Below are 13,113 nucleotides of genomic sequence, written 5' to 3' on the forward strand. Positions count from 1 at the left end.
GTATCCGCCGCGGCAGCAGCCTGTGACCATGACGAACGCGATTCACCGGCCCGCCTGGGTCCCCGTCCGGGGCCACCGGCTGCGCGTGGCCGGGGTGCACTTCGACGCCGTGCGGATCGAGGGGAGATGGGGGGAGGCCGTCGCCGACTGGCTGATCGAGCGGCACGACGGGGACGCGGGGCCCGTCGTGTGCGCGGGCGGGAGCGGGGCGCGGTGGGTGTACTTCCTGCTGCGGCCCGGTGTCGTGCACCGCTACGACTGGCCGCTCGGCGTGCAGTACTTCGGGCGGCGGGCGGACCGGACCGTCACGTACGTCGGCATCCCCGCACTGGACGGAGACACCTGGCCGCTGCGCTGGTACAGCGAGCCCACGCCGACCGCGCCGTACGTCGACGCGGCGGCGCTGCTCTCGGTCACTGCCCGGGGCGGATCCCCAGCGGTTCGCCGATCTCCTCCGCCATGACGCGGCCCGCCTCGATCTCCAGGGTCTCGTCGCCGATGTCGGACTGGTCGGTGTCGAGGCCGTCGAGTTCCTGCAGGGGCTGGTTGAGGCGGACGTGGATGAGGACCGACTGCAGGGCGCGCAGCACGGCGGAGGCGGTGGCGCCCCAGTTGGAGAAGTAGGAGAACTGCCACCACCACAGGGCCTCCGTGGTGCGGCCCGCTCGGTAGTGGGCCATGCCGTGGCGCAGGTCGGCGATGACGTCGACGAGGTCGTCCGAGATGCGGGCCGGGACGGGCGCCTTGCGGGGCTCGTACGGGTCGAAGACCTCGGAGTAGACGTCGACCGGCTCCAGCAGGCGGGCCAGGTTCTCACGGAGTTCGTCGACATCGGCGTCCGGGCCCGCGTCGGGCTCGTAGCGCTCCTCGGGGACGAAGTCCTCGTGCGCGCCCAGGCGGCCGCCCGCCAGCAGCAGCTGGGAGACCTCCAGGAGGAGGAAGGGGACGGTCGAGCCCGGCTCGTCGCCCCTCGCCACCTCCGTGACGGCCACCAGGAAGCTTTCGATCTGGTCCGCGATCTGGACCGCGAAATCGTCCGGGTTCTGACCGGTCGCGTGCAGTGTGGCGTCAGACATCTAGGAGTCGTCTCCCCTCGAAGGCGCGGCCGAGGGTGACCTCGTCCGCGTATTCCAGGTCGCCACCCACCGGGAGGCCGCTGGCCAGGCGGGTGACCTTCAGGCCCATGGGCTTGATCATGCGGGCGAGGTACGTCGCTGTGGCCTCGCCCTCCAGATTCGGGTCCGTGGCCAGGATCAGTTCCGTGACCGTCCCGTCGGCCAACCGTGCGAGAAGTTCTCGTATACGCAGGTCGTCGGGACCCACGCCCTCGATCGGGCTGATCGCGCCGCCGAGCACGTGGTAGCGGCCACGGAACTCACGGGTGCGCTCGATGGCGACCACGTCCTTGGGTTCCTCGACCACGCAGATAACCGAGGGGTCGCGGCGCGGGTCGCGGCAGATGTTGCACAGCTCCTCCTGCGCCACGTTGCCGCAGGTCGCGCAGAAGCGGACCTTCGCCTTGACCTCCAGGAGCGCCTGCGCGAGCCGCTTCACGTCCGCCGGCTCGGCCTGCAGGATGTGGAAGGCGATCCGCTGCGCGCTCTTGGGACCGACGCCGGGCAGCCGCCCCAGCTCGTCGATGAGGTCCTGGACCACGCCTTCGTACAACGGACTGACCTTCCTTGAGACCTTTCGGTACGTACGCTAGTGGCCCGGCCCTCAGAACGGCAGACCGGGGATGCCGGTGCCGCCGCCGAGGCCCTGGGCCAGCGGGCCGAGCTTCTGCTGCTGGAGGGTCTGGGCGTTCTCGTTGGCCGCCTGCACGGCGGCCACGACGAGGTCGGCGAGGGTCTCGGTGTCCTCGGGATCGACCGCCTTCGGGTCGATCTTCAGCGCGCGCAGCTCGCCGGCGCCGGTCACGGTGGCCTTCACCAGGCCGCCGCCCGCCTGTCCGTCGACCTCCGTGTTCGCCAGTTCCTCCTGCGCCCGCTGCAGATCCTGCTGCATCTTCTGGGCCTGCTGGAGCAACTCCTGCATGTTGGGCTGGCCACCACCGGGAAACACGATCAGCTCCTCTACGTCTTCTCCGCTGAGCATGAGCCTACGTGGTCCCCGCCGCCGTCGCCCCGCCACTCTTTCGGGTGACAAGTACGACAGCCCTATACCTGATCAAGGCCCCCTTCCGGGCGGAAAAGCAGGGAAAGCGTCCTCTCCGCCACCCGTTGGGCGGTAGGAAGGACGCCGCACGCCATCATGGAATGTCACCGAACGTGACCAGTCGTGATCAGTCGTGACCAGTCCAGTCGTGATCAGTAGGGAGTGCCCGGTGGGTCAGCCGGAGATGCAGCCCGAGGGCCCGCCTCAGGACGGGCGGGGCGAGGGTGCGGCCGGGCTGCGGCCGGGCGATCTGACCGGGCGGGCGTTCCCGCTCGGCGACTGGGGCGAGCCCGCCGAACGGCTGGACGAGCTGTACCGGTGGGTGGAGCGCGGGGCGCTCCAGACGGCGTCCTGGTATCTGCGGGACCGCGTGTGGAAGCGGCGCGGCGCCCAGCTGCTGCGGGCGGGCGCGGCGGCCGGCGCGGTCTCCGCGGCGGCCCTGCCGCTGCTGGACCTGACCGGGGCGACGCGCGGGGTGGCTTCCTGGAGCTGCCTCGCCCTGCTCGTCGCGGTCGCGTGCGTGGGCGTGGACCGGTATTTCGGGCTCACCTCGGGCTGGATGCGGGACGTGGCGACGGCACAGGCGGTGCACCGGCGGCTGCAGGCGCTGCAGTTCGACTGGGCCTCGGAGAGCATCCGGGAGGTGCTGGGCCCGGCGGAGGGCACGGCGAGCGAGGCGGCGGAGCGCTGCCTCGGGGTGCTGCGGCGCTTCAGCGAGGACATCACGGAACTGGTCCGCACCGAGACGACCGACTGGATGGTCGAGTTCCGCACCGGTTCCGCGCCGCTGGGGCTGCAGGCGGCGGTGGCGTACGTGCCGCGCCAGGAGATCGGCGGCCCGGCCGGCCGCTTCCCGCTCCCCCCGGCCAACGGCACCCGCCCGAACATGCCCCGCCAGCGGCCACCGGAGCCGCGGTAGGCCGGCCCCGGGCGCCTCACTGCCTGGTGTACGTCAGGCTCTCCCCGCCGCCCGCCTGGGCCCGCTTCAGCCGGCCGTCCGGCAGCAGGGTGACCTCGGTGGCCGCGCCCGGCGTGCAGGAGGACGCGGGCTCACCGCTGGTGACGGTGGACGGGCCGATCTCCAGCGGCCCGTCGGCGGCAGGCTGCTGGGCGAGCTTCGCCTCGAAGACGCAGTGGTACGAGCCGCCGCCGTCCGTGGGTCCGTCCGCGACCAGCGTCAGCACGCTGTCGCCCACCTCGCCCTGCCGGATGGTCAGCCGGCGGGTGTTGGTCCCGTTGGCGTTGTCGATGCCGGCCTCCCAGGTGCCCAGGTAGGCGTCCGGGACCGCGCCGCCGGAGGAGGCGGAAGCGGAGGGGGAAGCGGAGGCGGAGCCGGCCGGCGTCGGCGCGGCGGAGGTCCCGTCGCCCGCCGTGGAGCCGGCGGTGGGCGCGGGGCGCACCTTCCCGGCGCCCTTGTCGTCGCTCCCGCCGCCGTTCCGCATCAGCGCGTACACCGAGCCGCCCGCGCCCAGCGCCACCACCAGGGCGACCACGACGAGCAGCGCGGTGGACCGCCCACTGCGCCGCTCCGGCTGCTCCGGCCCGGCGCCGAGGGGCGGCGGCCCGTACGGCGGCGTCGTCCCCGGCCCGCCGGCGTACGGCCCGTACGACGGCTGCGGATACCCGTAGGCGGGGCCGGCCGGGGGCTGCGCGTACGGCTGCGGATGCTGCCGCCCGTACCCGTACGCCCCCGGCGCCGCCCCGAACCCGGGAGCGGCCGGTGGCGGCGCCTGCCCCGACACCACGGTCGGCAGATGCTCCACCCCGCCGGCCGGGGCATGCTCGGGCGACCCTCCACCGCCGCTCACCGGCCCGGCACTCGCGGCACCGGGCGACGGCGTGTCCGCACCACCCGATCCCCCCGCAGCCGCCGACGGCGAGTCCGCCTCACCGGGGCCGCCAGCATCCGACGGCGACGCCTGCACGGCCGGTGCGGGCGGGAGCCCGGACCCGGCCGAAGGCCGGGTGCCCTGCACCGCACCCGCACCCGACGGCGCACCCGCGCCCTCCCCCTCCGGGTCCTCCACCTCCAGCAGCTGCACGGCATGCCGCCCGAGCTGCGCGACCAGCGCCCCCGGCAGCCACGGATCCCGGGACCTCCCCCCGGTCACCGTGTCCTCCGCCCCGGTCCGCTCGAGGATCGCGTCCAGCGAGGGCCGGCGCCCCGGCTCCTTGCGCAGGCAGTCCCGTACGAGGTCGGCGATCCCCTCCGGCACCCCCGTCAGATCGGGCTCCTCCTGGGCGATCCGGAACATCAGCGCGTGCACCCCGCTGTTCGCGCCCCCGAACGGCAGCGCCCCGGTCGCCGCGTACGCCAGCACGGACCCCAGGCAGAACACGTCGCAGGCCGGGGTGATCCGGTCCCCCCGCACCTGCTCGGGCGCCATGAACCCGGGCGAGCCGACGAGCGACCCCGTCCGGGTCAGCCCCTCCCCGCCCAGCGAGGTCGTCTCCAGCGCCCGCGCGATCCCGAAGTCGATGACGCGCGGCCCGTCGATGGTCACGAGCACGTTCGACGGCTTCAGATCCCGGTGCACGATCCCCGCCGCGTGGATGTCCTTCAGCGCGTGCGCGAGTCCGGCCGCGAGGATCCGTACCGACCGCTCCGGCAGCGCGCCGTGATCGTGCCCGACCACCTGCTGCAGGCTGGGACCGGCGACGTACCCGGTGGCCACCCACGGCACCGCCGCCTCGGTGTCCGCGTCCAGCACGGGCGCGGTCCAGTACCCGCCGACCCGGCGCGCGGCCTGCACCTCCTGCCGGAACCGGGCCCGGAACTCCTCCTGGGCGGCCAGTTCCTCGCGGACCAGTTTCACGGCGACCGTACGGCCCCGGTCCGAGCGGGCCAGATACACGTGGCCCATGCCGCCCGCGCCCAGCCGCGCGAGCAGCCGGTAGCCCCCGATGACCTGTGGATCCCCCGGCCCCAGCTTCTCCATGCCCGCCCCGCCTTCCCCCCGGTACTCCCACGCACCCCGTGCACGCGGCACACGCGCGCCGTACGGCGCCCGCGTGGACGACGGAGCCGAGAATAATCCGGCCCCACGGGAGAGTCGCGCCAGTCGCCGTCCGCGGTTGCGGCGGAAGGGCCCGCTCGAGCCGGGCCCGGCCTGGACAACCTGTCGCGGTTTCCCCCCGTCCACAGAACAGGACGCCGATATCTCTTCCGCATCGCGGACATCTACCCTCGGGCGCATGACCCCTCAGCCCAACCCCGACGCCGGCGCCGCAGTGAAGGCGGCGGACCGCGCGCACGTCTTCCACTCCTGGTCCGCCCAGGACCTCATCGACCCGCTCGCCGTCGCCGGCGCCGAGGGGTCGTACTTCTGGGACTACGACGGCAAGCGGTACCTGGACTTCACCAGCGGGCTCGTCTACACGAACATCGGCTACCAGCACCCGAAGGTCGTCGCCGCCATCCAGGAGCAGGCGGCGAAGCTGGCGACCTTCGCGCCCGCCTTCGCGGTCGAGGCGCGCTCGGAGGCGGCCCGGCTGATCGCCGAGCGGACCCCGGGCGACCTGGACAAGATCTTCTTCACCAACGGCGGCGCGGACGCCGTGGAGCACGCGGTGCGCATGGCCCGGCTGCACACGGGCCGCCCGAAGGTGCTCTCGGCGTACCGCTCGTATCACGGCGGCACCCAGCAGGCCGTCAACATCACCGGTGACCCGCGCCGCTGGGCCAGCGACAGCGCCACGAACGGGGTCGTCCACTTCTGGGCGCCGTTCCTGTACCGCTCCCGCTTCTACGCCGAGAACGAGGAGCAGGAGACCGCGCGCGCCCTGGAGCACCTGGAGACGACGATCGCCTTCGAGGGGCCGGCGACGATCGCGGCGATCATCCTGGAGACCATCCCGGGCACGGCCGGGATCATGGTCCCGCCGCCCGGCTATCTGGCCGGCGTCCGCGAGCTCTGCGACAAGTACGGCATCGTCTTCATCCTGGACGAGGTCATGGCCGGCTTCGGGCGCACCGGCGAGTGGTTCGCCGCCGACCTCTTCGGTGTGGTGCCCGACCTGATGACCTTCGCCAAGGGCGTGAACTCCGGTTACGTGCCGCTCGGCGGTGTGGCCATCTCCCAGGAGATCGCCGCGACCTTCGGCAAGCGGCCCTACCCCGGCGGTCTGACCTACTCCGGGCACCCGCTGGCCTGCGCGGCCGCCGTCGCCACGATCAACGTGATGGCGGAGGAGGGGATCGTGGAGAACGCCCGGCGGCTCGGCGAGAGCGTCCTGAGGCCCGCCCTGGCCGAGCTGGCCGAGCGGCACCCCAGCGTCGGCGAGGTGCGCGGCACCGGCATGTTCTGGGCGCTGGAGCTGGTCCGCAGCCGCGAGACCCGCGAGCCGCTGGTGCCGTACAACGCGACCGGCGAGGCGAACGCCCCGATGGCCGCCTTCACGGCCGCCGCCCGGCAGTACGGCATCTGGCCCTTCGTGAACATGAACCGCACGCACGTGGTCCCGCCGTGCAACGTGACGGAGGCCGAGCTGAAGGAGGGGCTCGCCGCTCTGGACGCCGCGCTGAGCGTGGCCGACGAGTACACGGTGTGACCGTACGACGGCTGCCGCCGGGGTGATGCGAACGCGTAAGGTGACGTGCTCGTAAGCACAGATACTCGCGTAGACGGCGAGTATCGACGAGCACGTCATCCGACGCGTGAGGAGAGACCCCCCATGCCCGGCACCGGCGCCGTGACCCGCAGCACGCTGCGGCAGCAGATCGCGGACGCGCTCCGTGACGAGGTGCTGGCGGGGCGGCTGCGTCCGGGCCGGGCGTTCACGGTCAAGGAGATCGCCGACCAGTACGGCGTCTCCGCCACCCCCGTGCGGGAGGCGCTGGTCGACCTGTCCGCGCAGGGCATCCTGGAGGCGGACCAGCACCGCGGCTTCCGGGTGCCGGAGTACTCCGTCACCGACTACCGGTACATGATCCAGGCCCGCAGCCTGGTCACCGACGGCATGTTCCAGGCCCTCGGCAGCGGCCACCCCGCCTTCCGCACCCCGCCCGAGGACGCCCGTACGACGGCCGCGCTGACCACCGTGCGGCGCCGCGGCGAGGAGGCGGCGCGGGCCGCCGCGGCCGGTGACCTGACCGTACTCATCGGCTACGACCTGCGTTTCTGGCGCGAGCTGAGCGCGCTCTTCGGCAATCCCTACCTCGGCGACTTCCTCAACCGGCTGCGCGTGCAGTCCTGGGTGTGCGCGGTGCAGCACCTGCTGCGCCTGCCCGACCTGCGCGGCCTGCTCTGGTCCGGGCACACCCGGCTGGTCGACGCGCTGGCCCGGCGTGACGCCGACACCGCCCGCGCGATCGTCGCCGAGTCCAACGCCCATTCGCTGGCGCTGCTGGAAGACCTGACCGGCGGGTAGATGACCAGTACGCTTCCCTGACCACGTCCGTGCTGGACCCTTCTGTTGCGAGGAGCCCTCTTTGGCCTGTGACCTGTGGCTGGTACCGCTCGTGGACGTGTTGTGCCACACCCCCGACAACCCGTTCGCCGAGGAACTCACGCAGTACAACAAGGCCCTGGGGGAGGCCGGGCTGCCGCCGGTGCCGGTGTACCAGTACATGCCGGGCCTGTCCGGCGAGGTCGCGCCGGTGGCGGGTTTCGACTACGACGCCCTGCACTTCCTGCGCCGGGCGTATCTGCTCCAGGTCTGCGGGCTGCCGGTGACGCCGGTGGACGAACTGGGCGGCGACTACGAGCAGTTGCTGGAGATGTTCGAGTCCACGGCCCAGCAGTCCCATCTGGTGTGGCACTACGACCACGCGGGCGCCTATGTGCCGGTCGACTTCCCGCACCCGCTGTCCAACGACGAACTCCTGGCGGGCGGCGGCCCCTTGGGCAGCTCGCAGACGCTGCTGCGGGAGCTGGAGTACGTGGCCGCGTCCATCGGCATCGACCCGGCCAACCCCCCGGCGGCCCCGGCCCCGCCGACGGCCCCCACGGAACTGGAGGAACCGGCGGTCCCCGCGCCGTACGACCCCAGCCCCTTCGCCCGCGAGCGGCACGTGTGGCTGGGCCTGCACGCGGCGGCGACCCGCTCCCTGGCCCAGGGCTCGATGATCGTGTTCAGCTGAGGGGCGGGCGGGTCAGCGTGCCAGGAAGTGCAGTCCGGCCCCCAGCAACATCAGGCCGATGATCCCGAACTGGACCCGCATGCTCGTGAGGCTCCGCCAGGGCGTCCCGTAGCGGGTCCGCTGCCTGACCACCAGGGGCGCCCAGTCCCACACCCACACGTCGATACCGCGCCAGCCGCATGCCACGGCTATGAAGGCGCTGCTCACGAGCAGGGCGAGCACCCCGATGACGAGGGCCAACGCCGGTTCCTTCCTGCATTCGAAGACGGGGCCACATCCTGGCACGGTGCGGGAGTGGTGGACAGGGCGAGGGTCCGGGCCGGCCGAGGTGTGTGACTTCACCCACCTGTTCTTGCCGTGGGGGAAATGTCCCGCCTACGTTCGGTGGCATGTCCCCCCACGGTCCGACCTTCGATTTCGGCGTCGATCTGAGCGCGCACGAGATGCTCCGGCGTACCCACGTCATGGCCGCCCTCGGCCCCGGCTGGGACCCGGCGGCGGCGCTGCGCGGCGAGGAGGAGGCGCGGGCGCTGCTGTACTCCGGCCTGGACGCCGAGCAGCAGCGGATCTACGACGAGCTGGTGGCGGCCGGTGTGCTGCCGCCGGGACCCGGCGATGCTGCCGCTTGATCCGCAGGCCGACCCGGGCCGGCGCGCCTGGGGGGTGGACTGCCCGGGCTGCGACGACCGGGGCCGGTGGCGCTACCTGCTGTCCAACACCGGCAGCCTGCTGCACCTGCAGTGCCCCGCGTGCCACCACGTCTGGACCCACGAGAGCGGCTTCGGCGCCACCCGCTCGGCCGGCTGACCGGGCGGACTGTGCCGGCACGGACGAGGGCCGCCGGGGGCGAACCCCGGCGGCCCTCGTGTGCGTACGCGGCCGTGCGCGTCAGCCGGCGGTCGGCAGCGGCCAGCCGAGCTGGGCGAACAGCCCCAGCCGGTCGCTGACCGCGCGGATCTCCGCGATCCTGCCGTCGCGCAGGGTGAAGATCCAGACGGCCTCGATCTCGAAGGACCGGCCGGTCGGCTCGGGCATCCGCGGGTGGGCCGCGCTGTGCACGCCCCGCTGGGTCACCCGGGCCACCACGCGGTCGCCCTCGCCGATCAGCTCGTCCACCTGCACGGTGAGCGGCGCCAGGGCCTCCGCCTGCTGACGGAGCCCGTCGAAGGCGGCCCCGGGCTCGTCCGCCTCACCGTGAATGATCTTGTTGTGGTCCACGACGTCCGCCGCCAGGTACTGCGGCAGGTCCTCGAGCCGGCCCTCGCTGACCGCCTCGAAGAAGCCCTGGACCACCTTCTTGCCGTCGTCCACCGTGCTCATGCACTCCCCCTGTGTCCTGGACGCCGTTCTCAGAAGACCGGCGTGCCCGCCTGCGTCAGCTTCCAGTTGGTGACGGCGAAGTCGGCCGGGTCGAGGGTCTTCTTCGCGGTCACGTAGTCGATCATCAGCTGGCGGATCTCGTTGGTGGAACTGTAGGCGATGGGCGCCGCGGCGATGTGCGGGTATCCCGAACCGCCGTTCGCGCGGTAGTTGTTCACCGCCACGACGAAGACCTGGTCGTCGGCGACCGGGGCTCCGTTGCAGGTCAGGTTCTTGATCCTGGAGCCCTCCGGCTGCGCGATGTCGATCTCGTAGTCGACGCCGGCCGCCGTGTCGTACATGTAGTCCCAGAAGTTGTTGGCGTTGGTGAGGGTCGCGGTGTCGACCTTCGTGCCGGCCGGGACCTGGTGGTAGTACTTCGCCGCGTACTCCAGGTAGTCCCTGAGCTGGGCGCCCGTCAGCTTCTTGCCGTACAGGGTGTTGTCGTAGATGTACAGGCCGGCGATGTCCTTGATGGTGACGTTGCCCTGGGGGATGTCGGCCGTGCGGGAGAAGGGCGCCGCGACGGAGATCAGCGGGAGCGCGGCGTCCGACGCCGACAGGCCCGCCTTCACCGTGTCCATCTGGACCTTGTGGATGAAGTCCATGATCGGCACGTCCTTCCAGCAGGACTCCGCCGCCGAGAGGTCCTGCGTGCAGGTGCCGACCGCCGTGTTGACGTACTTGACCACCAGTTCGTGGTCGGCCTCCAGGAGCTTCTTGATCTCCGGGTCCTCGTCCACCGTGTTGGGGTTGAGGGTCTGCGCGGTCTTGCCCGTCACCTTCCACTGGCCGTGGTGGAGTTCGAGCTCGAAGTCGAAGACGCTGAGTCGGTAGCCCCAGCAGTACGGCTCGGAGAGCAGGACCTCCTCGCCGGTCTGCTCGTTCTTCACCGTGTAGGACGGCACCTCGACGTGCGTGTGGCCCACCAGGATGGCGTCGATGCCCGGCACCTGCTCGGCCACCAGGTTGGACGCGTTCTCCACGTACGGCAGTTCGTCACCGTAGGAGGAGGAGCCGTCGAGGCCGGAGTGGTCGGTGAGGAAGACGACGTCGCAGCCGAGGGCGCGCAGCCGCGGCACGTACTTCTTCGCCTGCTCCACCAGCCCCGGGAACACCATCTTCCCGCTGACGTTGTCCTTGTCCCACAGCGCGATGCCGGGGTTGGTGAGGCCGAGGATGCCGACCTTGATGTCCGGGGCGCCGGGCACCCGGATGTGCTTGACGGTGTACGGCTTGAAGGCGGGCCGCAGCGTCCTGGCGTCGAGCGCGTTCGCGCCGAGCAGCGGGAAGCGGCACTGGCTCTCGAACTTGCGCAGCGTGTCGATGCCGTAGTTGAACTCGTGGTTGCCGAGGGCGGCGGCGTCGTAGCGCATGTGGTTCATGGCCACGGCCATCGGGTGCTTGGGGCCGTCCTCGGCGGTGATGGGCTGCACGCGCGCGAAGTAGTAGGCGAGCGAGGTGCCCTGGATGATGTCGCCGGCGTCGACCAGCAGGACGCGGTGCTCGCCCTTGGCCTCGCGCTGCTGCTTGATGAGGGTGGCGACCCGTGCCACGCCCACGGAGTTGCCCGCCTTGTCGGTGTAGGCGGCGTCCTTGTAGTAGTCCCAGTCGAAGACGTGGCTGTGCAGGTCGGTGGTGCCCAGGATGGAGAACGACCAGGTGCGCGGCGCCTTTCCGGGCCGGTGCCCGGCCTCGGCGGCCTGCGCGGTGCCGGTGCCGACGGCCCCGGCGGCGGCCACCGCCGCACCGGTGACGGCCGACTTCTTCACGAACTCGCGGCGGTTCATGGGATGGGCGGGCATGCAGGGCTCCTGGAGCTCGAGAGGCAGGATCGTACGGGCGTGGCGGCGGGACTACCCGCGTAGATGCTTGCCGTACGCCACATCCGCGCGAAACCAGAAGTGGGTCACGGGCAGGTCAACAAATGGGAAACGCAAGCGGACTTGAACCCTCCGCTCACCCGCCCCGCGCCCGTCCGGCTCCCCGTTGCCGACCTGCCTCGCGGTCCTGCTCCTCGTCGGGCTCGCCGTCGCCGTGTGGCAGGCGGCCGTCGGAAGAGACGGCGGCCGGCGCTCTTCCGCTGCGCCGGCCGCCGTGTTCCGCCTTACGGGCTCACAGGAACGAGTTGATCTCGATCGTCTCGTCCCGGCCCGGGCCCACGCCGATCGCGGAGATCGGGGCGCCGGACATCTCCTCCAGCGCCTTGACGTACGCCTGGGCGTTCTTCGGCAGGTCCGAGAAGGACTTCGCCTTGCTGATGTCCTCCGACCAGCCCGGCAGCATCTCGTACACGGGCTTCGCGTGGTGGAAGTCGGTCTGCGAGTACGGCAGTTCCTCGACCCGCCTGCCGTCGATCTCGTACGCCACGCAGACCGGGATCTGCTCCCAGCCGGTCAGCACGTCCAGCTTGGTGAGGAAGAAGTCGGTCAGGCCGTTGACGCGGGTGGCGTAGCGGGCGATGACCGCGTCGAACCAGCCGCAGCGGCGGTCCCGGCCCGTCGTCACGCCCCGCTCGCCGCCGATCCGGCGCAGCGCCTCGCCGTCCTCGTCGAACAGCTCGGTCGGGAAGGGGCCGGCGCCGACGCGGGTCGTGTAGGCCTTGAGGATGCCGATGACCCGGCTGATCTTCGTGGGGCCCACGCCCGCGCCGGTGCAGGCGCCGCCCGCGGTGGGGTTGCTGGACGTCACGAAGGGATAGGTCCCGTGGTCGATGTCCAGCAGCGTGCCCTGGCCGCCCTCGAAGAGCACGACCTTGTCCTGCTCCAGCGCCTGGTTGAGGACCAGGACGGTGTCGGCGACGTACGGCTTGATCTGCTCGGCGTAGCCCAGCAGCTCCTCGACCACCTGGTCGGCGGCGATGGCGCGCCGGTTGTAGAGCTTGGTGAGGATCTGGTTCTTGACGTCGAGGGCCGCCTCGACCTTCTGCTGCAGGATCGACTCGTCGTACAGGTCCTGGACCCGGATGCCGACGCGGTTGATCTTGTCGGCGTAGGTCGGTCCGATGCCGCGGCCGGTGGTGCCGATCTTGCGCTTGCCGAGGAAGCGTTCCGTCACCTTGTCGACGGTCACGTTGTACGGCGTGATGATGTGCGCGTTACCACTGATCAGGAGCTTGGACGTGTCGACGCCACGCTCGTTCAGACCGCTCAGCTCGGAGAGCAGGACCGACGGGTCGACGACGACGCCGTTGCCGATGACCGGCGTACAACCGGGGGACAGGATTCCGGAAGGGAGCAGGTGGAGGGCGTACTTCTGGTCGCCGACGACGACCGTGTGGCCGGCGTTGTTGCCGCCCTGGTACCGCACTACATAGTCCACCGAGCCACCGAGCAGGTCGGTCGCCTTTCCCTTGCCTTCGTCACCCCACTGAGCACCGAGCAGCACAAGTGCGGGCACGCGCGTACACCCCTTCCGGGCGGGGCATGTCCAAGGTCGGGGGCGTGGGCGTAAGGTTCACCGCCGCGTGCCACAGCGACCGTCGTTGGTCGCCGGTGGTCGCCCAACCGTCGGAC

General features: G+C 71.6%; 15 protein-coding genes. 7 read left to right on the forward strand and 8 right to left on the reverse strand.

Features of this window, described 5'->3' with window-relative positions; genetic code table 11:
* Window positions 1–28: 28 nt before the first annotated feature.
* Window positions 29–463, forward strand: coding sequence for a hypothetical protein (locus OG956_RS16280; RefSeq protein WP_330338693.1), 435 nt, complete (start codon window positions 29–31; stop codon window positions 461–463).
* On the opposite strand, the gene OG956_RS16285 is transcribed toward OG956_RS16280, so the two are convergent.
* From OG956_RS16285 to OG956_RS16295, 3 genes are read right to left on the reverse strand one after another with little or no spacing between them, the layout of a single operon-like run.
* Window positions 414–1,076, reverse strand: a complete 663-nt coding sequence (locus OG956_RS16285) for a DUF5063 domain-containing protein (protein WP_330338694.1) — start codon at window positions 1,074–1,076, stop codon at window positions 414–416. The two genes, OG956_RS16280 and OG956_RS16285, sit on opposite strands and share 50 nt — an antisense overlap.
* The gene (gene recR, locus OG956_RS16290; RefSeq protein WP_199211360.1) at window positions 1,069–1,668 is read right to left on the reverse strand and encodes a recombination mediator RecR; all 600 of its coding nucleotides are present in this window, start codon (window positions 1,666–1,668) and stop codon (window positions 1,069–1,071) included. The genes OG956_RS16285 and recR overlap by 8 nt, the downstream gene beginning before the upstream one ends.
* Before the next feature lie 51 nt (window positions 1,669–1,719).
* Entirely contained in the window at window positions 1,720–2,064 is a 345-nt protein-coding gene (locus tag OG956_RS16295) for a YbaB/EbfC family nucleoid-associated protein (RefSeq protein WP_330342859.1), read from the reverse strand.
* A gap of 262 nt (window positions 2,065–2,326) precedes the next feature.
* Here OG956_RS16295 and OG956_RS16300 point away from each other — a divergent pair, with 262 nt between their 5' ends.
* The gene (locus OG956_RS16300; RefSeq protein ID WP_330338695.1) at window positions 2,327–3,076 is read left to right on the forward strand and encodes an SLATT domain-containing protein; all 750 of its coding nucleotides are present in this window, start codon (window positions 2,327–2,329) and stop codon (window positions 3,074–3,076) included.
* 16 nt (window positions 3,077–3,092) lie between these two features.
* On the opposite strand, the gene OG956_RS16305 is transcribed toward OG956_RS16300, so the two are convergent.
* Entirely contained in the window at window positions 3,093–5,096 is a 2,004-nt protein-coding gene (locus OG956_RS16305) for a serine/threonine-protein kinase (RefSeq protein ID WP_330338696.1), read from the reverse strand.
* A gap of 256 nt (window positions 5,097–5,352) precedes the next feature.
* Here OG956_RS16305 and OG956_RS16310 point away from each other — a divergent pair, with 256 nt between their 5' ends.
* The 3 genes from OG956_RS16310 (at window position 5,353) to OG956_RS16320 (ending at window position 8,239) form a co-directional block, all read left to right on the forward strand.
* Window positions 5,353–6,708, forward strand: coding sequence for an aspartate aminotransferase family protein (locus tag OG956_RS16310; RefSeq protein WP_330338697.1), 1,356 nt, complete (start codon window positions 5,353–5,355; stop codon window positions 6,706–6,708).
* A gap of 123 nt (window positions 6,709–6,831) precedes the next feature.
* Complete coding sequence (locus OG956_RS16315) at window positions 6,832–7,527, forward strand: GntR family transcriptional regulator (RefSeq protein WP_330338698.1); 696 nt, start codon at window positions 6,832–6,834, stop codon at window positions 7,525–7,527.
* Window positions 7,528–7,588: 61 nt separating this feature from the next.
* A complete protein-coding gene (locus OG956_RS16320) occupies window positions 7,589–8,239 on the forward strand; it encodes a hypothetical protein (RefSeq protein ID WP_330338699.1) in 651 nt (216 codons plus the stop codon).
* Window positions 8,240–8,251: 12 nt separating this feature from the next.
* On the opposite strand, the gene OG956_RS16325 is transcribed toward OG956_RS16320, so the two are convergent.
* Window positions 8,252–8,479: a hypothetical protein gene (locus OG956_RS16325; RefSeq protein ID WP_330338700.1), complete on the reverse strand. Its 228-nt coding sequence runs from the start codon at window positions 8,477–8,479 to the stop codon at window positions 8,252–8,254.
* Window positions 8,480–8,628: 149 nt separating this feature from the next.
* On the opposite strand from OG956_RS16325, the gene OG956_RS16330 reads away from it, so the two are divergent.
* On the forward strand, window positions 8,629–8,868 hold the full coding sequence (locus OG956_RS16330) for a DUF6400 family protein (protein WP_330338701.1): 240 nt from the start codon (window positions 8,629–8,631) through the stop codon (window positions 8,866–8,868).
* The gene (locus OG956_RS16335) at window positions 8,855–9,046 is read left to right on the forward strand and encodes a hypothetical protein (RefSeq protein WP_330338702.1); all 192 of its coding nucleotides are present in this window, start codon (window positions 8,855–8,857) and stop codon (window positions 9,044–9,046) included. The genes OG956_RS16330 and OG956_RS16335 overlap by 14 nt, the downstream gene beginning before the upstream one ends.
* Before the next feature lie 81 nt (window positions 9,047–9,127).
* On the opposite strand, the gene OG956_RS16340 is transcribed toward OG956_RS16335, so the two are convergent.
* The 3 genes from OG956_RS16340 to OG956_RS16350 form a co-directional block, all read right to left on the reverse strand.
* The gene (locus tag OG956_RS16340) at window positions 9,128–9,559 is read right to left on the reverse strand and encodes an ester cyclase (protein WP_330338703.1); all 432 of its coding nucleotides are present in this window, start codon (window positions 9,557–9,559) and stop codon (window positions 9,128–9,130) included.
* 29 nt (window positions 9,560–9,588) lie between these two features.
* On the reverse strand, window positions 9,589–11,403 hold the full coding sequence (locus OG956_RS16345; protein WP_330338704.1) for a bifunctional metallophosphatase/5'-nucleotidase: 1,815 nt from the start codon (window positions 11,401–11,403) through the stop codon (window positions 9,589–9,591).
* Between the two features lie 310 nt (window positions 11,404–11,713).
* Window positions 11,714–12,997, reverse strand: coding sequence for an adenylosuccinate synthase (locus OG956_RS16350; protein WP_330338705.1), 1,284 nt, complete (start codon window positions 12,995–12,997; stop codon window positions 11,714–11,716).
* Between the last annotated feature and the right edge of the window lie 116 nt (window positions 12,998–13,113).

Origin of the sequence: Streptomyces sp. NBC_00557, from assembly GCF_036345995.1 — a bacterium.
GTDB lineage: Bacteria > Actinomycetota > Actinomycetes > Streptomycetales > Streptomycetaceae > Streptomyces.

What these genes read in the sequence shown, in the direction of transcription:
- OG956_RS16280 (WP_330338693.1), top strand. Translation starts at nt 29, where the DNA reads ATGACGAACGCGATTCACCGGCCCGCCTGGGTCCCCGTCCGGGGCCAC.
- OG956_RS16285 (WP_330338694.1), bottom strand. Translation starts at nt 1,076, where the DNA reads ATGTCTGACGCCACACTGCACGCGACCGGTCAGAACCCGGACGATTTC.
- OG956_RS16305 (WP_330338696.1), bottom strand. Translation starts at nt 5,096, where the DNA reads ATGGAGAAGCTGGGGCCGGGGGATCCACAGGTCATCGGGGGCTACCGG.
- OG956_RS16310 (WP_330338697.1), top strand. Translation starts at nt 5,353, where the DNA reads ATGACCCCTCAGCCCAACCCCGACGCCGGCGCCGCAGTGAAGGCGGCG.
- OG956_RS16315 (WP_330338698.1), top strand. Translation starts at nt 6,832, where the DNA reads ATGCCCGGCACCGGCGCCGTGACCCGCAGCACGCTGCGGCAGCAGATC.
- OG956_RS16330 (WP_330338701.1), top strand. Translation starts at nt 8,629, where the DNA reads ATGTCCCCCCACGGTCCGACCTTCGATTTCGGCGTCGATCTGAGCGCG.
- OG956_RS16335 (WP_330338702.1), top strand. Translation starts at nt 8,855, where the DNA reads ATGCTGCCGCTTGATCCGCAGGCCGACCCGGGCCGGCGCGCCTGGGGG.
- OG956_RS16340 (WP_330338703.1), bottom strand. Translation starts at nt 9,559, where the DNA reads ATGAGCACGGTGGACGACGGCAAGAAGGTGGTCCAGGGCTTCTTCGAG.
- OG956_RS16345 (WP_330338704.1), bottom strand. Translation starts at nt 11,403, where the DNA reads ATGCCCGCCCATCCCATGAACCGCCGCGAGTTCGTGAAGAAGTCGGCC.